The organism is Arthrobacter sp. MAHUQ-56, from assembly GCF_019710585.1.
Classification (GTDB): Bacteria; Actinomycetota; Actinomycetes; order Actinomycetales; family Micrococcaceae; genus Arthrobacter.
The window spans coordinates 43,262-67,484 of record NZ_JAIFZQ010000008.1; the positions used below are offsets into that span (position 1 = coordinate 43,262).

At 67.3% G+C, this 24,223-nt stretch carries 23 protein-coding genes; 9 read left to right on the plus strand and 14 right to left on the minus strand.

Annotated features, from left to right (window positions below; all coding sequences use genetic code 11):
- Positions 1–4 precede the first annotated feature (4 nt).
- The gene (locus tag K4G53_RS04335) at positions 5–1,222 is read left to right on the plus strand and encodes a low temperature requirement protein A (RefSeq protein ID WP_221384276.1); all 1,218 of its coding nucleotides are present in this window, start codon (positions 5–7) and stop codon (positions 1,220–1,222) included.
- On the opposite strand, the gene gluQRS is transcribed toward K4G53_RS04335, so the two are convergent.
- On the minus strand, positions 1,200–2,105 hold the full coding sequence (gluQRS, locus tag K4G53_RS04340) for a tRNA glutamyl-Q(34) synthetase GluQRS (RefSeq protein WP_221384277.1): 906 nt from the start codon (positions 2,103–2,105) through the stop codon (positions 1,200–1,202). The genes K4G53_RS04335 and gluQRS overlap by 23 nt on opposite strands.
- 328 nt (positions 2,106–2,433) lie before the next feature.
- Between gluQRS and K4G53_RS04345 the strand changes: the two genes are divergently transcribed.
- From K4G53_RS04345 to K4G53_RS04355, 3 genes are all read left to right on the plus strand, one after another.
- On the plus strand, positions 2,434–2,916 hold the full coding sequence (locus K4G53_RS04345) for an Lrp/AsnC family transcriptional regulator (protein ID WP_221384278.1): 483 nt from the start codon (positions 2,434–2,436) through the stop codon (positions 2,914–2,916).
- Positions 2,917–2,984: 68 nt separating this feature from the next.
- Complete coding sequence (locus K4G53_RS04350; protein ID WP_221384279.1) at positions 2,985–4,475, plus strand: WXG100 family type VII secretion target; 1,491 nt, start codon at positions 2,985–2,987, stop codon at positions 4,473–4,475.
- Positions 4,451–5,101: a hypothetical protein gene (locus tag K4G53_RS04355; RefSeq protein ID WP_221384734.1), complete on the plus strand. Its 651-nt coding sequence runs from the start codon at positions 4,451–4,453 to the stop codon at positions 5,099–5,101. The genes K4G53_RS04350 and K4G53_RS04355 overlap by 25 nt, the downstream gene beginning before the upstream one ends.
- Positions 5,102–5,128: 27 nt before the next feature.
- Here the strand turns inward: K4G53_RS04355 and K4G53_RS04360 are convergent, their stop codons facing one another.
- Positions 5,129–5,584 carry an Lrp/AsnC family transcriptional regulator gene (locus tag K4G53_RS04360; protein WP_221384280.1) on the minus strand — a complete coding sequence of 152 codons (456 nt, stop codon included), beginning with the start codon at positions 5,582–5,584 and terminating at the stop codon, positions 5,129–5,131.
- 107 nt (positions 5,585–5,691) lie between these two features.
- Between K4G53_RS04360 and K4G53_RS04365 the strand changes: the two genes are divergently transcribed.
- On the plus strand, positions 5,692–6,333 hold the full coding sequence (locus K4G53_RS04365; RefSeq protein ID WP_221384281.1) for a LysE family translocator: 642 nt from the start codon (positions 5,692–5,694) through the stop codon (positions 6,331–6,333).
- Here K4G53_RS04365 and K4G53_RS04370 read toward each other — a convergent pair.
- From K4G53_RS04370 to K4G53_RS04395, 6 genes are all read right to left on the minus strand, one after another.
- Positions 6,330–7,307, minus strand: coding sequence for a hypothetical protein (locus K4G53_RS04370; RefSeq protein WP_221384282.1), 978 nt, complete (start codon positions 7,305–7,307; stop codon positions 6,330–6,332). The genes K4G53_RS04365 and K4G53_RS04370 overlap by 4 nt on opposite strands.
- A gap of 26 nt (positions 7,308–7,333) precedes the next feature.
- Positions 7,334–7,720, minus strand: coding sequence for a nuclear transport factor 2 family protein (locus tag K4G53_RS04375; protein ID WP_221384283.1), 387 nt, complete (start codon positions 7,718–7,720; stop codon positions 7,334–7,336).
- A gap of 40 nt (positions 7,721–7,760) precedes the next feature.
- Entirely contained in the window at positions 7,761–8,264 is a 504-nt protein-coding gene (locus tag K4G53_RS04380; RefSeq protein WP_221384284.1) for a DUF456 domain-containing protein, read from the minus strand.
- A 105-nt stretch (positions 8,265–8,369) separates the two neighbouring features.
- A complete protein-coding gene (locus K4G53_RS04385) occupies positions 8,370–9,569 on the minus strand; it encodes an NADP-dependent malic enzyme (protein ID WP_221384285.1) in 1,200 nt (399 codons plus the stop codon).
- Positions 9,570–9,855: 286 nt separating this feature from the next.
- Positions 9,856–10,464, minus strand: a complete 609-nt coding sequence (locus K4G53_RS04390) for a TetR/AcrR family transcriptional regulator (RefSeq protein ID WP_221384286.1) — start codon at positions 10,462–10,464, stop codon at positions 9,856–9,858.
- A 137-nt stretch (positions 10,465–10,601) separates the two neighbouring features.
- Positions 10,602–11,888 (minus strand): MFS transporter, encoded by a 1,287-nt coding sequence (locus K4G53_RS04395; RefSeq protein ID WP_221384287.1) that lies wholly within the window; start codon positions 11,886–11,888, stop codon positions 10,602–10,604.
- 134 nt (positions 11,889–12,022) lie between these two features.
- On the opposite strand from K4G53_RS04395, the gene rraA reads away from it, so the two are divergent.
- The 3 genes from rraA (at position 12,023) to K4G53_RS04410 (ending at position 15,894) form a co-directional block, all read left to right on the plus strand.
- On the plus strand, positions 12,023–12,517 hold the full coding sequence (gene rraA / locus K4G53_RS04400) for a ribonuclease E activity regulator RraA (protein WP_221384288.1): 495 nt from the start codon (positions 12,023–12,025) through the stop codon (positions 12,515–12,517).
- A gap of 98 nt (positions 12,518–12,615) precedes the next feature.
- Complete coding sequence (locus K4G53_RS04405; RefSeq protein ID WP_221384289.1) at positions 12,616–14,274, plus strand: MDR family MFS transporter; 1,659 nt, start codon at positions 12,616–12,618, stop codon at positions 14,272–14,274.
- A 180-nt stretch (positions 14,275–14,454) separates the two neighbouring features.
- Positions 14,455–15,894: a sugar porter family MFS transporter gene (locus K4G53_RS04410; RefSeq protein WP_221384290.1), complete on the plus strand. Its 1,440-nt coding sequence runs from the start codon at positions 14,455–14,457 to the stop codon at positions 15,892–15,894.
- 85 nt (positions 15,895–15,979) lie between these two features.
- Here the strand turns inward: K4G53_RS04410 and K4G53_RS04415 are convergent, their stop codons facing one another.
- From K4G53_RS04415 to K4G53_RS04440, 6 genes are all read right to left on the minus strand, one after another.
- Positions 15,980–17,206: an MFS transporter gene (locus K4G53_RS04415; RefSeq protein WP_221384291.1), complete on the minus strand. Its 1,227-nt coding sequence runs from the start codon at positions 17,204–17,206 to the stop codon at positions 15,980–15,982.
- 28 nt (positions 17,207–17,234) lie between these two features.
- The gene (locus tag K4G53_RS04420; RefSeq protein WP_260323234.1) at positions 17,235–17,672 is read right to left on the minus strand and encodes a MarR family winged helix-turn-helix transcriptional regulator; all 438 of its coding nucleotides are present in this window, start codon (positions 17,670–17,672) and stop codon (positions 17,235–17,237) included.
- Positions 17,673–17,710: 38 nt separating this feature from the next.
- Positions 17,711–18,232, minus strand: a complete 522-nt coding sequence (locus K4G53_RS04425) for an N-acetyltransferase family protein (protein WP_374226145.1) — start codon at positions 18,230–18,232, stop codon at positions 17,711–17,713.
- A 91-nt stretch (positions 18,233–18,323) separates the two neighbouring features.
- Entirely contained in the window at positions 18,324–19,487 is a 1,164-nt protein-coding gene (locus K4G53_RS04430) for a mannitol-1-phosphate 5-dehydrogenase (RefSeq protein WP_221384293.1), read from the minus strand.
- The gene (locus K4G53_RS04435) at positions 19,487–21,526 is read right to left on the minus strand and encodes a PTS mannitol transporter subunit IICBA (protein WP_221384294.1); all 2,040 of its coding nucleotides are present in this window, start codon (positions 21,524–21,526) and stop codon (positions 19,487–19,489) included. The genes K4G53_RS04430 and K4G53_RS04435 overlap by 1 nt, the downstream gene beginning before the upstream one ends.
- A 100-nt stretch (positions 21,527–21,626) precedes the next feature.
- Positions 21,627–22,355 carry a TetR/AcrR family transcriptional regulator gene (locus tag K4G53_RS04440; protein WP_221384295.1) on the minus strand — a complete coding sequence of 243 codons (729 nt, stop codon included), beginning with the start codon at positions 22,353–22,355 and terminating at the stop codon, positions 21,627–21,629.
- 161 nt (positions 22,356–22,516) lie between these two features.
- Here K4G53_RS04440 and ptsP point away from each other — a divergent pair, with 161 nt between their 5' ends.
- Positions 22,517–24,202, plus strand: a complete 1,686-nt coding sequence (gene ptsP / locus K4G53_RS04445) for a phosphoenolpyruvate--protein phosphotransferase (protein WP_221384296.1) — start codon at positions 22,517–22,519, stop codon at positions 24,200–24,202.
- Positions 24,203–24,223: the final 21 nt, after the last annotated feature.

The window sequence follows — 24,223 nt, forward strand, 5'->3', positions numbered from 1 at the left end:
AGGCATGTCCTCCAACCCCCTCAGGCATGCCCTGGCCCGCATGGGCGGCCGGGACCCGCACGAACAGCACCGGACCGCCACTCCCCTTGAGCTCTTCTTCGACCTGACCTTCGTCATTGCCTTCGGCGTGGCCGGCGCCCAGTTCGCGCACGAGATAGCCGAAGCCCACTTCCTGCCGGGGCTCCTGGGGTTTTCTTTCGCGATGTTCGCGGTGATCTGGGCGTGGATCAACTTCACCTGGTTCGCCAGCGCCTACGACACCGACGATTGGGTGTTCCGGGTGGTCACCATGGTCCAGATCGTCGGGGTGCTGATCCTCGCCATGGGCATTGAGCCGATGTTCCACTCGATCGTGGAGGGACAGCACGTGGACAACAGGGTCATCGTGGGCGGCTACGTGCTCATGCGGCTGGCCCTGGTGACGCAGTGGATCCGCGCGTCGCGGCAGGATCCGGCCCGCCGCGTCACGTGCCTGCGCTATGCGAAGTACCTGGCCGCCGTGCAGCTGGGCTGGATCGCCCTCCTGGTCATCGAGATGGACGTGGCCACCACGTTCCTGCTCACGGTGCCGCTGATCATCCTGGAGATGGCCACCCCGTACGCGGCCGAACGGGGAGCCAGGACGCCGTGGCACGCGCACCACATCGCAGAGCGCTACGGCCTGCTGGCGATCATCGCCCTGGGCGAATGCCTGATCGGGGCCATCGAAACCCTGCGCGCGATCGTGGCCAACCACGGCTGGAGCGTGGATGCCGCACTGGTGGGCTTCGGCGGGACTGCCCTCGCTTTCGGCATGTGGTGGGTGTACTTCCTGCTTCCCGCAGGGCGGGCGCTCCACCACCGGCGCCACCGCTCCTTTGTGTTCGGGTACGGGCACATTCCGGTCTTCGCGGCCATCGCGGCCACCGGCGCGGGACTCCACGTGGCCGCCTACTACATCGACCACGAGGCCCACATCAGCGCGGCCGCCGTGGTGGCCAGCATCGCGGTCCCGGTAGCCGTCTTCAAGCTTGCCCTCACCTGGCTCCATGGTGTGATGGTCGGCCCGGACCGTGTGGTCACGGCTGTCGCCGCGGGGGTACTGGCGCTGCTCGCCGGCGCCGTCGGCCTCGCGGCGGCGGGCGCCTCGGTCCCGGTTTCGCTGATGGTCATCGTCCTGGCCGTTGCTGCCTCCGTCGTCGTCGACGAACGCCGCGGGGCTATTGCTTCCCGTACCCGCTGACGGCGAGGGGATGCCATTCCCACGGTTCCCTCGGCAGGCTCGCAGGGTTAAACGCGGGCAGGGCGTGCTCCAAGGTCCCGGCGGGCAGGCCCAGGGATGCGAGGAGCCGGTCCCGGACCTCCTCCACCCGGACTCCGGTCCGCGCAAGGTCGGCGAGCGTCACCGCGCCGTCGCGCTTGGCCAGCCGTACGCCGTCGTGGTTCACCACCAGGGGCACGTGCGCATATTCCGGAACGGGAATATGCAAGAGGGACGCGAGGTAGGCCTGGCGCGGCGTGGACGGTAGCAGGTCGTCGCCGCGGACCACCTGGTCTATGCCTTGCGCGGCATCATCCACCACCACAGCGAGGTTATAGGCGGTCACGCCATCATTGCGCCGCAGCACGAAGTCGTCGACGACGCCCGTGAAGTCACCATGGAGGACGTCGTGGACGGTGAATTCCGCAACGCGGGCGCGCAGGCGGAGTGCCGCGGGCCTCGTGGAGCGCTTGAATTCCAGTTCGGCGGGTTCGAGGTTGCGGCAGGTTCCGGGGTAGGCGCCCTGCGGGGCGTGAGGCGCCGACGCCGCCTCCTGGATCTCCCGGCGCGTGCAGAAGCATTCGTAGGTGAGTCCGGCTTCCTCCAGCCGGGCGATTGCCGCTGCATAGAGCTGGCCGCGGTCCGTCTGGCGGACGGCCTCACCGTCCCAGGTCACCCCGATTGCCTGCAGGTCGCGAAGCTGCTCCGCCTCCGCCCCGGCGCGTGCACGGTCCAGGTCCTCCACCCGCAGCAGGAACTTCCGGCCCGTGGAGCGGGCGAAGAGCCAGGCAAGGATGGCGGTGCGGAGGTTCCCAACGTGCAGCTCGCCGGAGGGACTGGGGGCGAAGCGGCCGGCGGAGGTCATGGATCCACTTTAGGCGTAACAACACAAGAGCCCCTCAGCTACCGATGACTCCGGAAAATGCCGACGTCGGTAGCTCAGGGGCTCTTGCCGTGTGGTGCGGAATGACAATGCGTGAACAAGAGTCAATCAGCGGCGGCATCCTTGCGGGAAACCTGTTCCAGGGACCGGGTGGTGTGCCGGGGCTCCTGTAGCCTGCGGGAGCCGGCGGTAGCCTGCATCCCTTGTTGCCAACATTTGAGCAGTACTCCTACAGTTAGTGCAACCGGACCCTGCCCAACTGGTCAATCTGATTGGTCCGGGCGCCCATCGACGACAGGAACTGATCACATTGCAGGTACTGGACCCGACCGACAAGCGCATCCTCGCAGCGCTGGACGACGATCCCCGCATGCCCATCATGGTGCTCGCGCAGAAGCTGGGCCTGGCCCGCGGGACCGTCCAGTCGCGCCTGGAGCGGATGACGGCATCAGGTGCCCTGCGCGCCAACAGCAGCAGGGTGGTCCCGGCAGCGCTGGGACGCGGCGTGGCTGCAGCGGTGAGCGCAGAGTTGGACCAGAGCCACCTCAACGAGGCCATCGCCGCACTGCGCGAAATCCCCGAAGTCCTGGAATGCCATGCCCCCGCGGGGGACACCGACCTGCTGATCCGCGTGGTGGCCACCAGCCCGGATGACCTGTACCGGGTGTCCGAGGAAATCCGGCTCTGCCCAGGAATCGTGCGCACGTCCACCAGCATGTTCCTGCGGGAGGTCATTCCCTACCGCACCACCGGCCTGCTCAGCGACGGGGCGGACCGGGCCGGCCCTGGATAGCTCTCCCCATCGTCGAGGCCAGCCATCCCGGCTAGGCTGGCACGGGAGATCCTAACGGGGGGAAACACATGGCGGGGAACTTTTACGGCGGCGACGTGGCGCAGCTCCGGCAGCTCGCCAAGGAGCTGACCGGCAGCGCCAACCGGCTCAACGCTTTGGGCCAGCAGCTCAGCAGCAGCATCAGTTCCGGACTGTGGAAAGGGCGCGACGCCGAGAGGTTCCGCAGCGAGTGGACTTCTTCCCACGCCAAGCTGCTGAGGTCGGCCACGGCAGGGCTGGAATCGGCCTCCAAGGCGCTGTTGGCCAACGCGGACGAGCAGGAGAAGGCCAGCTCCCGGGGATCCGGCGGCGGGGCAGGCGGATCAGGAGGATCGGGCGCGGGCCCCTCCGGCGGCACGGCCCAGGACCTCACCGACACCCTGGCCGCCATGACGCCGGCAGAACGCCTCCAGTACCTCCAGAGCGACGAATTCAAGCAGTGGGCGCTGGCTCATCCCGATGCCGCCAAGGCTGCCCTGGATGCGGCCGCCGACTCAGGGCTCATCGCTAAGAAGTCCCCCGTTTACGCTGATTTCCTGGGCTCGTACTGGAACAACCAGGCCATGCGGCAGATGGGAATCGACCCTTCGGACTGGGACACCGCCAAGGGCACGGAATACAACTGGGACACCATCCGGAGCGTCTACGACTTCTACGGCCAGGCCTACCTCGCCAACCCGGACCTCCAGTGGGCAGGCATGGCCAATATGATCGGCCCATCCTTCGCGGGTGGATTCCGGGATATGGCCATGCTCCGGGACCTGGCACAACAGATCACGGACAACCCTGCCTCGGACATACCCCTGCCGGTCCTGGACCAGCTGGAGCAGCTGGCCGGCATGACCGACCAGGAAATCCGCTACTACGAAACCAGCATGCTGGACATGAACAAGGAGATCTTCCTTGACCAGGCACGCCAGCACCAGGCCTACCTCAGCGGCGGCATCGACGAGATCAACCGGCTCCGCGACTCCGGCGCCATTGATCCGGACACGGCCCGGGCGTGGGCTGACATCGACTCCGGCGACCCCGCCCGTGTGCAGGACGGAAACACCGTGCTGCTGTACCGCGAGCAGAACGACATCATCGCGGACGACTACGACAACATGCGCGGCCATCCCGGCGGCGAAGCCGTTACCTACATGGTGACGCTCGCCGGCGAGCCCTCCATCCCCGGCGCGAGGAGCTACCCGGAGGTGTTCCCGTACAGCTTCAGCGTCGAAAGCCCGGGCCCGGAGAACATCCCCTTCACCTCATGGGACAACCCCGCCCAGTTCCGCACCGACTTCACCACCGGATTCCCCGACGGCAACATTGCCAATGCCGACCAGCGCTGGGAGCTGATCCGGCAGGACACGCTTCCGGCCTACCAGCACCTGCTGGCCACCGATCCGGACCGCGCCGCGCAGATCATCGGCTCGGACTTCGACGGCCGCGTGGACCAGTACCGGCCCACCAACAACATTCCGCAGATCATGGACCGGTTCCTGGACGGATTCGACGCGGAGGTCCACCAGTGACCCCGCCGCCTGCAGTCCTTGCCCTTCTTGCAGCCCTTGCCCTGGCGGGCTGCTCGCCTGCCGCCCCACCACCTGCCAGCCCGTCCGCCACCCCACCTTCCGCAGGGAGCACCGTGAAAACTTCCGAATTCTCCACCCTCGATGCCGCCGGCGTGGACGCCATCCGGGACAGCATGACCGCGCGCCTGGATATGAGGTCCGGAACGCTGCAGAAGGCGGCCGTCAGGTTGACCGATGACAGCTTCGGTCCCGAAATCAATACGCGGGACAGCGGGAAGATTTCGTTGACCATCGCCGGCCCGTCCGGCGACATCTCGGCCGAAACTGACCGCATCCGCTTCAACACCACGCAGTCACGGCCGGACTTCCGCGAGGTGACCTACTTCCTGACGGCCTCTTCACTGGAGGAGTACATCGGCCTCATCAGGGACGGCGTGGCGAGGTACGGCATCGACCCCGAATCGGCCGAGGGGTGGATCAGCAGCGCGCAGGGCAACCCCGGCACCAAGAGCGACTTTTCCATCACCTCCGGCACCAGCACGGGCCTTGAGGTGAATTACGACCTTCGGTACGACGGCAGCAAGGACACCCAGGTCATCATCGTGCACGTCCATCCGCTGGCGTAGCCGGCCCCGGCCGCCTGGCTGTCATACCTACACCGGCGGCCCGGCGTTGGACTTCAGGTTCTTCATCACCAGGGTGGACGTCAGCCGCTCCACCCCGGGCAGGGATGTCAGCTCGGTGTCGTAGAAGCGCTGGTACGCCGGCAGGTCCTCGGCAATGACCTTCAGCAGGTAGTCCGGCGATCCGAACAGCCGCTGCGCCTCCACGATGTTGGGATTGTCCGCAACGCGGTTCTCGAAGATCTCCATCGTGGGCCGGTCCACCTGCCGGAGCGTAACAAAGACAATCGCCTCGAACCCCAGGCCCACGGCGGCAGGATCGACGTCCGCCTTGTACCCGCGGATCACGCCTGACTGTTCCAGGTCGCGCAGCCGGCGGTGGCACGGCGCCACGGTCAGGCCCACCTTCCCGGCAAGCGCGGTGGCAGTCATCCGGCCGTCCTCCTGCAGGTGCCGCAAAATATTCCTGTCGATTGCATCAATCACGCAATAAACATACTGCCTAAACGGTGAGGCGGGCGAAAAAAGGACAGCACTTTTGGCCCGGTTCTCCCTATGGTTGCTCCTGAGAGCCCTTCGACAGGAGAAACCCGATGAATCCGCAGCTGTTCCTGGCCTTCCTGGTGGTGGCCGCAGCCCTTGCCTGCACGCCCGGCGTCGACTGGGCCTACACCATCGCGGCGGGCCTCCGGCAGCGGAGTTTCATTCCGGCCGTGGCCGGGCTCTGCGGCGGCTATGTCCTCCACACCGTCCTGCTGGTGGCAGGGCTGGCCGCGGTGCTCGCCGGCATGCCCGGAGTCCTGGCCTGGATCACGCTGGCTGGTGCGGCCTACCTGTTGTGGCTTGGGGTGGGCACGCTCCGGTCCTGGCGGGGGGCCAGCTTCAGTGCGGCCGCAGCCACCGGCAACGGCACCCAACTGCGGACATTCCTGCAGGGCATGGGCACCAGCGGCATCAACCCGAAGGGCCTGCTCTTCTATGTTGCCCTCATTCCGCAGTTCGTCAGCGCCGACGCCGCCTTGCCCGTTCCGGTGCAGTCAGGCCTGCTGGGCATGACGTTCGTGGCACTGGCGGCCCTGGTGTACACGGTGGTGGCACTTCTCTCCCGCAGCCTGCTGCACAGCAGGCCCGGGGCTGCCCGGGCAGTGACCTTGGCCAGCGGCATCATCATGGTGGCTCTGGGCGCTGTGCTCCTCGGTGAGCAGCTGCTTCCGTTCCTGGCTGGCCGCTCCTAGTCCCCGCTGAGCTCCTTCCAGTCCTGCTCCCAGATCCGGCGCATTTCCTCGTCCTTGCGGATGGGCGCCGGCGCTTCCAGCTCGCGCTGCGGTTCCGGGTCGCCGCGGCGGCGTCCCCAGTCGCGCGGGTTCAGGGACCGGCGGCTTGATTCGAGCACCAGCAGCGCCCGGTCCGTCAGGGCGTCGTTCCGCAGTGCCAGGTGCGTCTTGCGGCGGCGCAGGACCTCGGCGATAGCCTGGTGCGCAGCATCCAGCCGGCCTTCCCGGCGCAGCGCGCGGGCGCGGACCAACAGCAGGGCGGCGGAGAGATCGTCCGCGTTCAGCAGGCCTTCCGTCCAGTCGATCACCGTGCGGCTGCGACCCAGGGTGAGGGCAAGGGAGCAGCGTGCCAGCGCCATGGGGAGCGACGGCGGCAGGCCCGCCAGTGCGTCCAGCGCAGCTTCCGTGCGCCCGGTTTCGCGCAGCGAGTGGGCCAGGGCCAGGAACACCGATTCCTCGCTGAACAGGACCGGAATTTCCACCCGCTCGGCCAGCTCGATCCTCGTGACGATCCTGGTGAGGTAGGTGGACGAGTAGCGGTTGGCTTCCTCGTCATTTCTGGTGGTGAGCCCGCGCTGGAGGAGTTCGGAGGCGCGCAGGTAGCCACCGTGCTTGTAGGCGAGCAGCCCGGCCATCAGGTAGCAGAGCCCCGCCCAGCCGGGGTAGGCACGCGCCAGGGTGATCAGCCGCTCAGGTTCGCGGCTGGTGAAGACTGCCTCGTGCACGGCTTTGGCAGGCTTGGGCAGGAGCCGCTTGAGCCGGGGCACTTCGCCGTCGATGGACAGCAGCGCCGGGTTGCGTCCGCCAAGAACTCCGTTCAGCAGGCCGCCCACCCCGCCGGCAAGGTCATGGACCGGCGTGCGCAGCTGTGCCTGGCCAAAAGGCGTGAGGTCCCGGCTGTCCCAGTAGATCGGTGCGGTGTCCCCGGCGGTCATCCCTCCATGCTAGCCGGGACGATCCGTCACGTCCGCGCCATGAACCATTCGGTAAAGGACCTGGCGCGGCCGGACCCGTCGAACGTGATGACCCACAGGTTGTCGTAGGTGGGCCGGCCGCCGGAGTACGTGGTGACACCCTTGACGAAGGCCGTGTCACCGTCGGTCCCGAGCAGCTCCCAGCTGAACGTCCAGTCGGCCGGTTCGTCGCGGGCGGCGAGCCAGCCCGCAACAATCCCGTCCTGGCCCTCCCAGGGCTCGGGGTCATGGGGCCGGGTCTCGTAGACCGCGTCAGGGGTGAAGAGGGCACGGATGTCCCCGGCATCGTTGCTGGTCCACGCCGCCTGGTATTTGGCCATCCAGGCGTGGACCGTTTCGCGGGCAAGGTCCCGGGCTGAAGCTGGGTGGGTCATGCCTTGGTTTTACCCGCGGGAGACCCCGCGCGCAACGCATTCAGCCGTTGGCCGCGGCAATCCACACGCCAATGACCCAGGTGCTTGCCGCAAGGCATGCCAGCCCAAACTCGGCGAGCATCCCCAGGCCGGTGGCTTTCAGGGCTGCCCAGCTGGAGCGCGCCGCCGTCGAAAGGTTCCTGGTGCGGAGGAACTCGCCGGCCAGCAAGCCGGCGGCAAACCCGGCAAAAAGCCCCACCACCGGGATGATGAACATCCCCACCGCGCCCGCAACCAAGGCCACGACGATGCTGCGGCTGGGAATGGCGTGCTGCTTGAGTCTCCTGCCGGTGAGGACGGCGCTGGCCGCCATGCCTGCGGCGACGAAGACCATGGCAACCGCAAAGACCACCCATCCTGCCGTCCCGGCGCCGCCCCAGATGGCCCACGCCAGCAGGCTCACGCCGATCAGGACGCTTCCCGGAAGGACGGGGATGATGGTGCCGGCCACGCCCACCAGGATCGCCAGGCCGCACAGGATGGTCACCACTGTCTCGGAACTCATGGCCCCAGTCTAGGGGCCGGACCTAACGCGCCCCCCTGCTTGGAACGCGCGGCGGCGCCTCCTTCCGCAAGGAGGCGCCGCCGTCGTGGTTTCCGCTGGGAAGTGCTACTCCGCTTCCACGGCGGCTGCCACCGCTGCGGTGACGGCCGGAGCCACGCGCGGGTCCAGCGGGCTGGGCACGATGTAGTCGGCCGAGAGGTCCTCGGCCGCCAGTTCGGCGATCGCCCGGGCGGCTGCCAGCTTCATGGCCGGCGTGATGCGGCGGGCACCGGCATCCAGTGCGCCGCGGAAGATGCCGGGGAACGCCAGGACGTTGTTGATCTGGTTGGGGAAGTCGCTGCGCCCGGTGGCCACCACGGCGGCGTACTTCACGGCAACCTCGGGCAGGACCTCCGGATCCGGGTTCGAGAGCGCGAAGACGATGGCGTCCTCGTTCATCGAGGCCAGGTGCGCCTCATCCAGCTTGGACGAGGAGACGCCGATGAAGACGTCGGCTCCGGCCAGCGCCTCGGCAGGACCGCCTGCCAGGCGGCGGGGGTTGCTGCGGACGGCGATATCGGCCTTCTTGCTGGCCGGGTCCGCGGCAAGGTCCTCGCGGGTGGTGTTGATGATGCCACGGGAGTCCAGCAGGACGACGTCGCTGATGCCGGCCGCCAGCAGGATTTCGGCGACGGCGATGCCGGCGGCACCTGCACCGGAAACCACTACCTTGAGGCCCTCAAGTCCGCGCCCGGTCACCTTGGCGGCGTTGGTCAGCGCGGCGAGGGCCACGACGGCGGTGCCGTGCTGGTCGTCGTGCATGACCGGGCAATCCAGTGCCTCGATCAGCTTTTCCTCGAGCTCGAAGCAGCGGGGGGCGGAGATGTCCTCCAGGTTGACGGCACCGAAGCTGGGGCGCAGCCGGACCAGGGTCTCCACGATCTCGTCCACGTCGGTGGTGTTCAGCACCAGCGGAATGGAGTCGAGGTCGCCGAAGGTCTTGAACAGCGCGGACTTGCCTTCCATCACGGGCAGGGAGGCGCTGGCGCCGATGTTGCCCAGGCCCAGGACGGCCGTGCCGTCGCTGACGACGACCACCAGGCGCTCGGCCCACGTGAGGGTGCGCGCGAGTTCGGGCTTGGCGTGGATGGCGCGGCTGACCTCCGCAACGCCGGGCGTGTAGGCGATGGACAGGTCGCGCTTGTTGGACAGCGGGGCGGTGGTGCCGATGGTCAGCTTGCCGCCCTGGTGCGCGCCGAAGATCTCGTCTTCGGTCAGCGGGGCGGTAGCGGAATCGTCAATGGCGGTGATTGCGTCAATGGACACGTCGTTGTCTCCTGGTGCTCGCCGTGGGCACACGGCTCATGGGGCCCGGGCCCGGCCGGGCCCAAGCGTGGGAAATGGTGCGACAGGAAACCCAGGGGTGGCGGGTCCGTGGGAACGCTGGGGATGTTCACTCCCTGTTGCTCCGGTGGCACCATCGTAGGCAAGCCCGGCAGCCCGGCGGGCCGGAGACGACATCACGCACCCGCGCCAAAACGTTTAATCACCGCTTCTAGTGACGGGGGTCACGCCATTATGGACGATTTAATGGGCTATTGGTCTAGACCGATTACGCGCTTTTGGTGAGTGTTAACCCTGCTTCCGCAGCGGGTGACAACCGTGCGCACGCCTTTTTCAGGTCTTCCTCGGCCTCAAACAGGGACAGCCGGCGGTTCCGGACGGACTGGACCAGACCAGTGACGGTCAGGAGCAGCACCCGGGCTCCCACCGCATCGCCGCTGGCTCCGAAGACCAGCTTTTCGCTGAGCGCGTCGATCTCGCGCAGGAGCTCGGTGGTGTCCCGGTCCGGAACGTATACGCCCCGGCTCAGGCACTGTTCCACCGCCGGCTGCATGACCCGCATATGGAAAATCTCCATCAGCAGGCCGGACAGGGCACGCCCCCGGAAGCGGGTGGAGGAACCCGCGGCACCCGTCTGCAGCTCATCGAGCTGGTGCCGGTACAGGGCGAGCATCAGGTGCGTAGGCGAGGGAAAGTACCGGTAGAGGGTGCCCAGCGGAACATCTGCCTTCCCGGCCACTGCGGACAACTCCACCGAGTCGAGCCCCTTGCGGGCGAACCCCGCCGCGGTATCGAGGATCCGCGCATACCGGAGACGCTGGCGGGGAGCGGAAGGCCTGGCGGCCATGGGCGGATGATCTGAAAAAGTCTCGGGCATCAGCATTCCGGGGTTGTCTGGTAGGGGCCTGCTGCCTGGAGCGCCCCCATCCATACCGCCCTGCAGTCCGCCTCAACTATACGCCACACGCCCGTGACCTCATTCGTCAGCAGCCTTACGGCCGAGTGGCGGGGATGTCAGTCCACGCCCTTGATCTTGACCACGAAGACGGCACCGAGCAGGCCGATGACCGCGGCCGTGAGGAACAGCGTCCGGTAACCTCCCCACAGAGTGACGGCCAACAGCGCCAGCCCCGGGGCAACCACCTGGGGCAGGGAGTTGGCCACGTTGATCACGCCCATATCCTTCCCGCGGCTCACGGCGAACGGCAGGACCTGGGTCAGCAGCGCGAAGTCCACCGCGAGGTAGGCGCCGAAGCCGATACCCAGGACGGCGGCACCGGCCAGCGCCCCGGGCCAGACCGGGAAGAACGCCATGATGGCCCCGGCCATGGCGATGGTGGCGGAGGAACCGATCACGAACGGCTTCCGCTTCCCTGCCCGATCGCTCCACGGCCCCGCGAGCACTGCGGTAATCATCACCATCACGGCATAGATTCCCGTCAGGACCAGCACCCCTGTGGCAGGATCCCCGTACCCGATGACGTCCCGCAGGAAGAAGAGCAGGTACACGATGGTGAGCTGGTTGCCCACGTTGACCAGGAAGCGGGTGAGCCAGGCCCAGGCGAAATCGGGGTAGATGAAGGGACTGATCCAAAAGCCCTTGATGAAGACCCGGGGCCGGAACACCTCCAGCTCCGACTTCGGCAGGGCAGGGTCATTGCGGTGGAACAGGTAGGACAGCACGGACAGCAGCAGCGCAGCCGCACACAGCCAGTAACCCAACACGAAGTTTCCGGACACCACCGCGCCAAAGACGGCGCCGGTGAGGATGCCCAGCGTCTGGCCCATCGCAGCAAGTCCCCCCACGCTGCCGCGCTGGATGACGGGCACCCTGTCGGGGACGGCAGCGGTAATGGCCGCGTAGGCGGCATTGGCGCCCAGCTGCACCAGGCACCAGAACAGCACCATCAGCGCCACAACGGTGGAGAAGGACATGGCCACGAGTGCGGCCGTGGCCAGGACGGCCCCGGCCAGAACCCAGGGGGCCCGGCGGCCGAAGCGGGATGTGGTGCGGTCCGAGAGGGCGCCGAAGAGCGGATTGGCCACCAGGGACACGGCCGCCCCGCAGGCAGTCACCAGCGACAGGATCGCTTCTTTGCTGGGGGCATCGATGCTGATCGCCTGCTGGCCGATGAAGACATTGATGGGGCCGAAGAAGGCCGCGTTGATGCCCACGTTGACCAGGACCAGTCCGGTGACCCAGCGCGCGGTGACCTTTTGTGTGGGCTCGGCGAGCGCCGCCGTCGTGCTTGTGCCATCCGAGGTGCCGTCCGGGGCGGCGGGCGTATCTGGCAGACTCATTGGCTTGGCTCCCCCTGGTGCGGCCGATTGGCGGTGGAACCAGACTATCGTGGGCGCTAAGGGGCCGTCCGTGGACGTGGCTCCCGCAGTCCGTCCAGCCGTACTCCAAGGTCCGCCGTACAAAGGAGAACCACATGAGCGCACCCACCCCAGCCCAAGGCGCCGGCATCAACACCGCAGACCTCTACGACGAGCGCGGCGATGAACTGGCCTCCGTGTCGCTGCAGTTCCAGTCCCTGGGTGGCCGCACGCACTTCAGCGGTCCGGTGCGGACCATCCGCTGTTTCCAGGACAATGCGCTGGTGAAATCCACGCTCGGCTCGCCCGGGAACGGCGCGGTGCTGGTGGTGGACGGCGGCGGATCGCTGGGGACCGCGCTGATGGGGGACATGATTGCCGAAAGCGCCGTGGCGAACGGCTGGGCCGGCGTCGTTATCAATGGCGCCATCCGTGACCGGGTGGCCATCGCGCAGCTGGACCTCGGAGTCAAGGCCCTGGGCAGCAACCCGAAGAAGAGCCTGAAGGCCGGCGCGGGCGAGGTCGACGTGGACGTGGTGATCGACGGCGTGACCTTCCGCCCCGGAGCCACTGTCTGGTGCGACCCGGACGGCATCCTCGTGGAGCCCTAAGGGAACAACCCGCAGTCAGGGGAATAGAAAGAGCAGGTAAGATAGTTACTGAAAGCAACTATCGCTGCTGATTTCCTTTTCTTCCCCTTGGAGCACCCATGTCCAAAGCCACTGCCGCGCCCGGCGCAGGAGAGACGCTGACCCGGCGCCAGATCGTCACCGTGATGGTGGGCCTGATGCTGGGCATGTTCCTGGCATCGCTCGACCAGACGATCGTGTCCACGTCCATCTACACCATTGCCAATGACCTGGACGGGCTTTCGCTCCAGGCCTGGGCCACCACGGCGTACCTCATCACGTCCACGGTCAGCACCCCGCTCTACGGCAAGCTGAGCGATATCTTTGGCCGCCGCCCGCTGTACCTGGCAGCCATCGCCATCTTCCTGGTGGGCTCGCTCTACGCGGGGTCGGTGCATTCCATGACCGAACTGGCCGTGGCCCGCGGCATCCAGGGCCTGGGCGCCGGCGGCCTGCTGGCCCTGGCGCTGACCATCATCGGCGACATCGTGTCCCTCAAGGACCGGGCCAAGTTCCAGGGCTACTTCATGTCCGTCTTCGGAATCTCCTCGGTCCTCGGCCCGGTGGTGGGCGGCGCCTTCGCCGGTTCCGCCAACATCCTGGGCTTTGACGGCTGGCGCTGGGTGTTCTTCATCAACCTGCCCATCGGCCTTGCCGCGTTGGTGGTGGTGTTCCTGTTCCTGCACCTGCCCGCCAAGCACCTGAAGCAGAAGATCGACTACTGGGGCGCCGCCGCCATCACCGTGGCCATCGTTCCGCTCCTCCTCGTGGCCGAGCAGGGCCGCAGCTGGGGCTGGGCGTCCACCAACTCGTTCCTCTGCTACGGCCTGGGCGTGGTGGGCATCGCCTGGTTCCTGCTGGCCGAGAAGCGTGCCGGGGACTACGCCCTGATCCCCCTGCGGCTCTTCCACAACCTCACGTTCGGGCTGTCGTCGCTGCTGAACTTCATCATCGGCATCGGCATGTTCGGTGCCATCGCCATGCTGCCGATGTACCTGCAGCTGGTCAAGGGGCTCACCCCCACCGAAGCCGGCCTGATGATGATCACCTTCACCGTGGGCATCCTGTTCGGCTCCATCACAGCCGGCCGGACCATCTCAGCCTCCGGCACGTTCCGGATCTTCCCCATCATGGGCACCGGCATCCTGACCGCCGCCGCCATCGTGATGGGCCTGTCCCTGCGGGTGGACACCGCCCTGTGGGTTCCGGGCCTCATCGCCGTCTTCTTCGGCGTCGGCCTCGGCTTCTGCATGCAGCCGCTCACCCTGGCCATGCAAACGTCTGTTCCGCCGCGCGACATGGGCGTGGGCACGTCCTCCGCGGCCTTCTTCCGCTCCATGGGCGGCGCGGTGGGAACCGCCGTCTTCATCTCCATGCTCTTCAGCATGGCCGCCGACAGGATTGCGGACGGCATGAAGGCCGCCGCCACGGATCCGGCCTACCTGGCCGTCCTCAAGGACCCTGCAGTGGCGTCAGACCCCGCCAACGCGAAGCTGTACGACTTCTTCAAGAACGGCGCGTCCAACGACTCCCTGAATGACACCAGCTGGCTCCACACCGCCAACGGCACGCTGACCCGCCCCATCACCGAGGGATTCGCCGGTGCCATCGACACCGTGATGCTGACCGCGGCCGCGCTGACCGGCCTGGCGTTCCTCATCAGTTTCGCCCTCCCGCGGAAGAAGCTGACGGACCAGAAGGCCTCGCCGGAGGACACTGCCGCGGCCATCGCCCACTAGAAAACCCAATCTCCTCTGCTGCGCGTCAGGGGAGGCAGCCGCTTGATGTGCAGGACGCCGAGTGGATCGAGGCGCCGTGACGTGCCACACTGTTAGGCGCGTGTGCGCCGGCTCTCTGGCCGGTACCGCAGCCGACGACGTCCGCACCGCATCCATCAAACCCAAGACCCAGGGAGAACCATGCCCACTGCACAGGAGCAGACAACCACCGGGATACCGCGGCGGGTGATCTGGCTGGCGCTCGCGGGGGCGGTGGGCGGGTTCCTCTTCGGCTTCGACTCGTCCGTGGTCAACGGCGCGGTGGATGCCATGAAGGAGGAATTCGCGCTCTCCGAGGCGGTGACCGGCTTCGCCGTGGCCATCGCGCTGCTGGGCTGCGCGGCCGGCGCATTCCTTGCCGGCAAGGTGGCCGACCGCCACGGCCGCGTGCCCGCCATGAAGTTGGGCGCGCTGCTGTTCCTGGTCAGTGCCCTCGGCACCGGTTTCGCCTTCGGCATCTGGGACCTGGTGTTCTGGCGCCTGGTGGGCGGGCTGGGCATCGGCCTGGCGTCCGTGATCGCCCCGGCCTACATCTCCGAGATTTCCCCCCGGCAGGTCCGCGGGCGGCTGGCCTCGCTGCAGCAGCTGGCGATCACCACCGGTATCTTCGCCGCGCTGCTGTCCGACGCGCTCCTGGCCACGTCCGCGGGCGGCGCGCACCAAAGGTTCTGGCTCGGCATTGAAGCGTGGCGGTGGATGTTCCTCGCGGCAGCAGCGCCCGCCGTCGTGTACGGCTGGATAGCCTTCACCCTGCCCGAGTCCCCGCGGTTCCTGGTGTTCAAGGGCAAGGAAGACGAAGCCCGGAAGGTCTTTGACTCCATTGCACCGGCCGAAGACACGGACCGGCACATCCGCGAAATCCAGGAAGCCATCGAGGAAGACAAGCTGGCCGGCCAGAAGGGATCCCTCCGCGGCAAGACCTTCGGCCTGCAGGCAGTGGTGTGGGTGGGCATCATCCTGTCCGTGCTGCAGCAGTTCGTGGGGATCAACGTGATCTTCTACTACTCCACCACCCTGTGGAAGGCCGTGGGGTTCCAGGAGAAGGACTCACTGGCCATCTCCGTGGCAACCTCCGTCACCAACATCCTGGTGACCCTGGTGGCCATCGCCCTGGTGGACCGCGTTGGCCGCCGGCCCATCCTGCTCGCGGGATCGGTAGGCATGGCGGTGTCCCTGGGCGCCATGGCCCTGGCGTTCTCCTCCGCCACCGGATCGGGTGACAACATCACCCTGCCGGGTGCCTGGGGTCCCGTGGCGCTCGTGGCCGCCAACATCTTCGTAGTGAGCTTCGGCGCATCCTGGGGGCCGCTCGTGTGGGTGCTCCTGGGAGAGATCTTCCCGTCCCGGATCCGCGCCCGTGCCCTTGGCCTGGCCGCTGCCGCGCAGTGGGTGGCCAACTTTGTGATCACCCTCAGCTTCCCGGTGATGGCCTCCGCGTCATTGCCGCTGACTTACGCCATGTACGCGCTGTTCGCAGCGGCGTCCTTCTTCTTTGTCATGTTCAAGGTGCCGGAGACGAACGGCATGTCCCTGGAGCAGGCCGAGACGCTGTTCGTGCCCAAGGGTTCCGCCAAGGGCTAGCAGCGCCCCATCACGTTCCGCAGTAAAACAGCAAACCCTCCATCAGGTGATGGAGGGTTTGCTGTTTTCGCTTGGCAGGACGCTGTTACACCACGTGCGGTTCGTGCGCGGAGAGGTACGAGCGGCCGCCGAAGGCGATGGCAATGGCAACGAACATGGCCCCGGCACCGGCGAAGAACGGCACCTGCGGGCCGAAGTGCTCGCCCAGCTGGGCCGCCGCAAACGGGGCCAGCGCCCCGCCCATCCAGCGGACGAAGTTGTAGCCGGAGGAGGCCACGGGGCGCGGGGAGTCGGAGACACCCATGGCCAGTTCCGTATAAATGGTGTTGTTGACGCCGAGCAGGGCGCCCGCCACGATGACCAGCACGACGACGGCAGGCACCGAGTGCCCGGCCGCCAGCCCCAGCCCGGCCAGGTCCAGCAGGAGCAGGAACAGCGTGCCGGTGAGCACCTTCACGGCACCGAAACGGTTCTGCAGGACCGGCGCGACGAAGACGGAGAAGACGGCCACGGCAACGCCCCAGCCGAAGAAGACTCCGCCGATGCCGTAGGCGTCCATGCCGAGGATGAACGGGGTGAAAGCCAGGATGGTGAAGAAGCCGTAGTTGTAGAACAGGCTGCTCGCCGCCGTCGTGCGCAGTCCCCTGTGGCCCAGCGCCAGGAGGGGGTCGCGGAGGCGCACCTTGCGTTCAGGCAGCGGGGTCCCGGGCAGCAGCGCGATGAGGGCGATGAAGGCTGCAGCCATGAGGACGGCGGTGCCGAAAAACGGTGCGCGCCACTGCCAGCCGCCCAGGAGGGCGCCCAGGAGCGGGCCAAGGGAGATGCCCAGGCCGAGGGCCGCCTCGTAGAGGATGATGGCCGTCCCGGCGCCGCCGCTGGCGACGCCCACGATCACGGCCAGGGCGGTGGCCACGAAGAGGGCGTTGCCGAGGCCCCAGCCGGCGCGGAAGCCCACGAGCTCCGCGACGCTGCCGGACAGGCCGGAGAGCGAGGCGAAGACGACGATGATGGCCAGCCCGATCAGCAGGGTCCGCTTGCCCCCGATCCGGGAGGAGACAAAGCCGGTGATCAGCATGGCCACCGCGGTGACCAGGAAGTAGCTGGTGAAGAGCAGGGACACCTGGCTGGGGCTGGCGTCCAGATTGGTGGCAATGGCAGGCAGGATCGGGTCCACCAGCCCGATGCCCATGAAGGCAAAGACGGCGGCGAGGGCTGTGGCCCACACCGCCTTCGGCTGCTTCAGGATAGAGGCCTTTTCGGCCTTGAGGGTGTTCTCTGGTGCCTGCAGGGTTTCTGCCAGCTGGCCGTCCATGGAGGGTGCTCCTAGTTGTCGGGGGGAGTCAGTTCTGGGCTGCGTTGATGATTTTGCTGATGACGGGCAGCGCTGCCGCCAGCGCGGTCCGGTCCGTGTCCGTGAGGGTGCTGAGGATCCCGGCCATCACCTCGTTGCGCCGCTGGTTTGCGGACTCGACGGCGGCGCGCCCTTCAGCGGTCAGGACCACCCGCACGGCACGCGAGTCCGCGGGATCCGGCTCGCGGCGGGCCAGCCCGGCCCGCTCGAGCTTGATGATCTGTTCCGTGGCGCTGGGCACGCGGACGCCGAGGTTCCGGGCGATTTCGCCCACGCGCTGGCCGTCGCCGAGCAGCATCTTGAGGGTGCTGAGCTGCGCGGCGCTGAGCTCGCCGTCGGCATCGAGGCGCCGGACGAGGTAGACGCTGTGGCGGAGGGCTTCGCGGAACCCGCTGGCGAGCTCCTGCAGTTCTGCATCTTTCATCATTAGGTACCCTAACATTTAGGGTACCTAACGGTCAACGGTCAAAGCGCCAGCTTCATCCCGACGTGGCTCGCTTCGAAACCCATGCGCCCGTAGAACCGCTGCGCCGCGGTACGGCTGGCGTGGGTGGTCAACTGCAGCAGGCTGCAGCCGCGGCGCCGGGACTCGTCGATGGCCCACTGCACCATCAGTTTTCCGATGCCCTGCCCGCGCAGTGCCCCGGCCACCCGCACGCCCTCGAGCTGCGAACGCCAGGCGCCCTGGCGCGAGATGCCGGGAAGGAAACTCAGCTGGAACGTGGCCACCACCGCACCCGCTTCTTCCCCCTGCGGCACCAGCTCCCCCACGAGGAGCAGGTGGGCCGGATCGGCGTCGATGGCGTCAAAGGCGTGCTCATAGGGGGCCATGTCCGCGCCGTACTCCCGCGCGGCGCCCATCGCATCATCGGCGAGCAGCCGGACGATGGCGGGCAGGTCCGCCCGGGTGGCGTGCCGGAGGAGGAAGGTCCCGCCGTCGGCGCCGGCAGCGAGCAAGGAACGCGTGGTGTCTGGTTCGGGGCTCACGTGCCCAGCCTGCCACACAAAAGGACGACGCCGGCACTTGCGGAAAGTGCCGGCGTCGTCCTATGCGGTACGTCGTCTTCGCGGTGGCGGGTCAGGCGGAGGTGCTCGCCAGTTCTGCCTGCCGCTCCTCCACGAGGGTGGACACGGCGCTGAACAGCGGGTGCTCCGGCTCCAGCCCCGTGATCTTCGCCGTGGCGTCGGCCGGACTGTTGGAGCCCAGGATGCCGGCGAGTTCCGTGGCCTCGGCGTCGGCAGGGTCGTTAAAGCGCAGGGCTGCGGCAATGGCACCCAGCAGTGCCTCCGGAACCACTCCGCGTTCAGCCAGTTCCGCGGCCGGTCCGATGAACCGCTCGTGCCGGCTCAGTTTGCGCAGCGGCGCCCTGCCCACCCGGTTGACCGTATCCGGCAGGTGCGGGTTGGAGAACCGGACCAGGATCTTCTGGACATACGCCTCCTGCTCATCGTTGCTGAAGCCGTGCTTTGCCACGAGGAGCTGCTTGGTCTCCTCCAGCACCGCCCGCACATCCTCGGCGACATCCTGGTCCGCCATGGCATCGGAGATCTTTTCCAACCCTGCCTCGAAACCGAAGTAGGCGGCCGAGGCGTGGCCCGTGTTCACCGTGAAGAGCTTCCGCTCGATGTAGGGCGAGAGGTCGTCCACGAACGTGGCTCCCGGGATCACCGGCGCGGCATCACCGAAGGGCGTGCGGTCGATGACCCACTCGTAGAACGTTTCCACCGTGACGTCCAGGCCCTGGCCGGGTTCCTGGTTGGGCACGATCCGGTCCACCGCAGTGTTCGCGAACACCACCTTGCCGTCCAGGGCGCCGGCGGCGGCGCCCGGCTGGGCCGCCACCTCCTTGGCCAGGATGTCCGTGGCGTTGATGGCGTTCTCGCAGGCCATCACCTGCAACGGCGCCAGCCCGGGCTCCCGCGCCACGATACCCCGGGCGATGACGGGCGCAACGAACTTGAGGACGTGGGGACCCACCGCGGTGGTGACGATGTCCGCCGTCGCGATCTCCGAGACCAGCTCCGCTTCCTGGGCAGTGGAATTCAGGGCGCGGAAGTTATCCACTGTCCGCACGGCGGGGTTCTCCCCCACCTCGTGCACGGCGTAGCTGTCGGCTGCCGCCAGCTGGGCGATGAGTCCCTCCGCGACGTCGGCAAACACTACCTCGTACCCGGCATCATGCAGGAGCAGGCCCACGAAGCCGCGGCCGATGTTGCCGGCACCGAAATGTACTGCCTTCACTATGCGTTGACCTTTCCGAAGAGTTCGAGGACTTCATCCTCAGAGGTGGCGGCCTCAAGCCGGGCGACCTGCTCCTTGTTGGTGAAGACCTTGGCGATGGAGGACAGGATGTGCAGGTGCTCGTTGTTGATGCCCGCGACGCCCACCACGAACTTCACCTCCTTGCCGTTCCAGTCAATGCCCTCCGGGTAGCGGATCACGGACACCGCGGACTTGCGGATGTGGTCCTTGGCGGCGTTGGTGCCGTGCGGGATGGCGAGGAAGCTGCCCATGTAGGTTGACACTGACGCTTCCCGCTCGTGCATCGCTGCGATGTAGCCTTCGTCCACCGCGCCGCGGGCCAGCAGGAGCCGGCCGGCTTCGTCGATGGCGGCGTCGCGCGTGGTGGCGGACCCGTTCAGGACCACGCTCTCCCGTGCCAGGACCTCACCGCCGGCCGGTGCAGTTGCGGCGGGCGCCGCGTCCACCGGGGCGGAGGCGGAGGCCCCACCCGGGGTGCCTGCTCCGGCGTCCGGTCCTTCGGTTGCCGTGGCTCCTTCGGTGTTGCTTTCCCGGACCAGTTCGACAATCTCGTCATACCGCGGGCTGCTCATGAAGTTGTCCACCGAGTAGTGCACGGCGCTGGAAGTGGCCGGCTTGGCGCGCTCGGTCAGGTCCTGGTGCGTGATGACCACGTCGTACGTGTCGGTGAGGTTGGCGATCGAGGCGTTGGTGACCTTGACGTCCGGGAAGCCGGCCGCCTTGATCTTGTTCCGCAGCACCGAGGCGCCCATGGCGCTGGAGCCCATGCCGGCGTCGCACGCAAAGACGATGTTGCGCACGGGTCCGGCGAGGACGCCCACGCCGCCCTGGCCGGCGGCACCCGCTCCGGCTCCGGCTCCGGTGAGCGTGGAGGCAACGGAGCTCTTCTTGCCCTTCATCGCTTCCATGCGGGACGTGGCATCTCCGAGGTCAACCTCGTCGCTGTGCTTGGTGGTGCGCAGGATGACCGAGGAGACCAGGAAGGACACGGTGGCCGCCAGCACCACGGAGAGGATCACGCCGAAGTAGCTGTCACGGGAGGTCTGGGCCAGCACGGCGAAGATGGATCCCGGGGCTGCCGGGGCCACCAGGCCGGAGTTGGTGATGGCCAGCGTGGCGATGCCGGTCATGCCGCCGGCGATCGCGCCCAGGATCAGCAGCGGGCGCATCAGGACGTACGGGAAGTAGATCTCGTGGATGCCGCCGAGGAACTGGATGATGGCGGCACCGGGAGCGGAGGCCTTGGCCGCACCGCGTCCGAAGAACATGTACGCGAGCAGGATGCCCAGGCCGGGGCCGGGGTTGGCTTCCAACAGGAAGAGGATGGATTTGCCCTGCTCGAGCGACTGCTGGACGCCCAACGGGGTGAGCACGCCGTGGTTGATGGCGTTGTTCAGGAACAGGACCTTGGCGGGTTCAATGAAGATGCTGGTCAGTGGCAGCAGGCCGTTGCTCACCAGGAACTTCACAAAGTTGCCTGCCGCCTCGCTGAAGGCCGTGACCACCGGCGATATGCCGTAGAACCCCAGCAACGCCAGCAGTGCGCCCCAGATGCCGGCGGAGAAGTTGTTGACCAGCATCTCGAAGCCGGGGCGGATCTTGCCGTCCCAGATGGAGTCGATCTTCTTCATGGTCCAGCCACCCAGCGGACCCATGATCATGGCGCCGATGAACATGGGAATGCCGGCACCGACGATCACACCCATGGTGCCGATGGCGCCCACCACGCCACCGCGGACGTCGTAGACCATCTTGCCGCCGGTGTAGCCGATCAGCAGCGGCAGCAGGTAGGTGATCATGGGGCCTACCAGCCCGATGTTGGGCTTTCCGCCGGTCTCGCCGAAACCACCCAGCTGCGGAACGGGCAGCCAGCCCTTCTCAATGAACAGGGCGGTGATGATGCCCCAGGCGATGAAGGCGCCGATGTTGGGCATGATCATGCCGGACAGGAAGGTCCCGAACTTCTGGACGTGGACCCTGGCGCTGGTGCGCGGCTTTGCAACTGTCTCTGTTGCCATGTGATTTCCTAACCGTCATTCCTGCTGCTCCGCAGGATGGTCCGATAGATACGACGACGTACTGCTGGTGGAGCGGATGGTGCTTTGGTGGTGTGCCGGGTCAGCCGGCCGGGCTGGTGGAGATCCGGTGCAGCCATTCGAGGAAAAGTTTGAGTTCCGAGCTCGAGAGCTGGTCAGAGTGCGAAGCCTGAAGTGCGGCGTTCAGGGCGATCGCTGCCACCACCACCGAGGATTTCCCGGTGGACTCCGGAGCCGGGCCATTGGCCGGTTCGGCGGACACCGCGAAGATCATGGCATCCCTGGTCATGGTGGACAGTTCAAGGTTGCGTTCGGAGGCGGGCTCCGCAATCAGCATCAGCGTCACGCCCACGTTGGCCGCCAGGATGGACCTGGCCGCTTCCCTGGGCTGGACGTTGAGCTGGCCCGCCGCCGCTGCCTTGTTCAGCATCTCCTCCATCAGCGCCTCGGCATCTGCCACGATGGCCGGCCGGCTTTCCGGGCGGATGTTGCCGAACATCACCAGGTACAGTTCCGGCTGGTTCAAGCCGAACTGGACGTGGTTGTCCCACATTCTCCGGATGTCCTCAAGCGGCTGCCCGGAGGGGGCGAAATCCCTTTCGCCCGCGACATATTCCTCAAACCCCGCGGCGACGACGGCGTCAAACAGACCTTCCTTGTCACCGAAGTGGTGGTAGAGCGTGGGCGCCGAAACCCCCGCCAGCTGGGTGATCTGGCGGGTGGAGACGGGCGCCCCGGCGGACTTGGCCAACAATTCCGCGGCCGCACGGAGCAGCCGCATTTTGGCGGGAAGCTGGCCATCCAAACTCATAACCGCTACCCTAGCACCTATAGCATTGCTATATGAACTGAATCACATACAATTTTTTCAGGCACGTTTCCCGCCCCCGGACGTAGCAGTCCCCCGGCGGTTCCGGCATGGCGCCGGCGATCCGGCGGGCCTGGCAAACCGGCAGAGAATGAGGACCTTCAGTGCAGAACTTCCCAGGAGTAGGCGTCAGCCCAGGCCGCGTCATCGGCACCGTCCGGCAGATGCCCAAACCGATCAGCGAACCTGCCGCCGGTGAACAGCTGGCCGCGGGCACCACCGCCGAGGAAGCCACCGCAGCATTGAAGGCAGCCTCCCAGGCTGTCCACGACGAGCTGAAGGCGCGTGCCGCGCACGCCACCGGGGACGGCAAGGCCGTCCTGGAGGCAACAGCCCTGATGGCCAAGGACACCATGCTGATCAAGGGTGCCGCCAAGCTTGTTGCCCGGGGCGCCTCCGCCGAGCGGGCCATCTGGGAGTCCGGTTCCTCCGTCTCTGAAATGCTGCACAACCTGGGTGGCTACATGGCCGAACGCGCCACGGACGTCCTGGACGTGCGCGCCAGGATCGTGGCCGAACTGCGCGGCGTTCCTGCACCGGGCATCCCGGCTTCAGCCACCCCATTCATCCTGGTGGCCGATGACCTGGCCCCCGCTGACACCGCAACCCTGGACCCCAACAAGGTCCTGGCCCTTGTCACCGCCGGCGGCGGCCCCCAGTCGCACACCGCCATCATCGCCCGTTCGCTCGGCCTGCCCGCCGTCGTCGCCGCTGTAGGGGTGGATGACATCGCGGACGGCACCGAGGTGTTTGTTGATGGCGCGGCAGGCACGGTCACGGCTGAACCCGACGACTCCCTGCGCGCCGCAGCGGAGGCGTGGGCAGCCACAGCCTCGCTGCTGTCCGAATTCACCGGCACGGGCACGACGGCGGACGGCCACGAAGTGCCGCTGCTCGCCAACGTGGGCGGCGGCAAGGACGCCGAGGCTGCAGCCAAGCTCGGCGCCCAGGGCGTGGGCCTGTTCCGCACCGAATTCTGCTTCCTGGAGCGGGACACGGAACCTTCCGTGGAGGAGCAGGCCGCAGCGTACAAGAGCGTTTTCGATGCCTTCCCCGGCAAGAAGGTCGTCCTGCGCACGCTGGATGCCGGGGCGGACAAGCCCCTGCCGTTCCTGACCGACTCCACCGAGCCCAACCCGGCCCTGGGCGTCCGCGGCTACCGGACCGACTTCACCACGCCGGGCGTCCTGGACCGCCAGCTGGAGGCCATCGCCCTGGCAGCGAACCAGTCCGAAGCGGACGTCTGGGTCATGGCGCCGATGATTTCCACCGCCGAGGAAGCTGCCCGGTTTGCCTCCATGTGCGCCGACGCCGGGATCAAGACCCCCGGGGTCATGGTGGAGGTCCCCTCCGCGGCCCTCACCGCGGAATCGATCCTCCGCGAGGTGGGTTTCGCGAGCCTGGGCACCAACGACCTGACGCAGTACGCCATGGCTGCCGACCGCCAGCTGGGCCCGCTCGCCAACCTCAACACCCCGTGGCAGCCTGCGGTGCTGCGGCTCGTCGGGCTCACGGTTGAAGGATCGCGGGCCGAAGGCCACAACAAGCCCGTGGGCGTCTGCGGCGAGGCGGCCGCCGACCCCGCCCTCGCCGTCGTCCTCACCGGCCTGGGTGTCACCACGCTCTCCATGACGGCCCGCTCCCTGGCCGCCGTGGCCGCGGTCCTGAAGACGGTCACCCTGTCCGAAGCCCAGGAACTGGCCAAGCTGGCCCTGTCCGCACCCAGCGCCACCGAGGCGCGGGCATGGGTCCGGGAAAAGCTGCCTGTCCTGGACGAACTGGGCCTCTGACCCAACAGGCGGCCAAGGCCG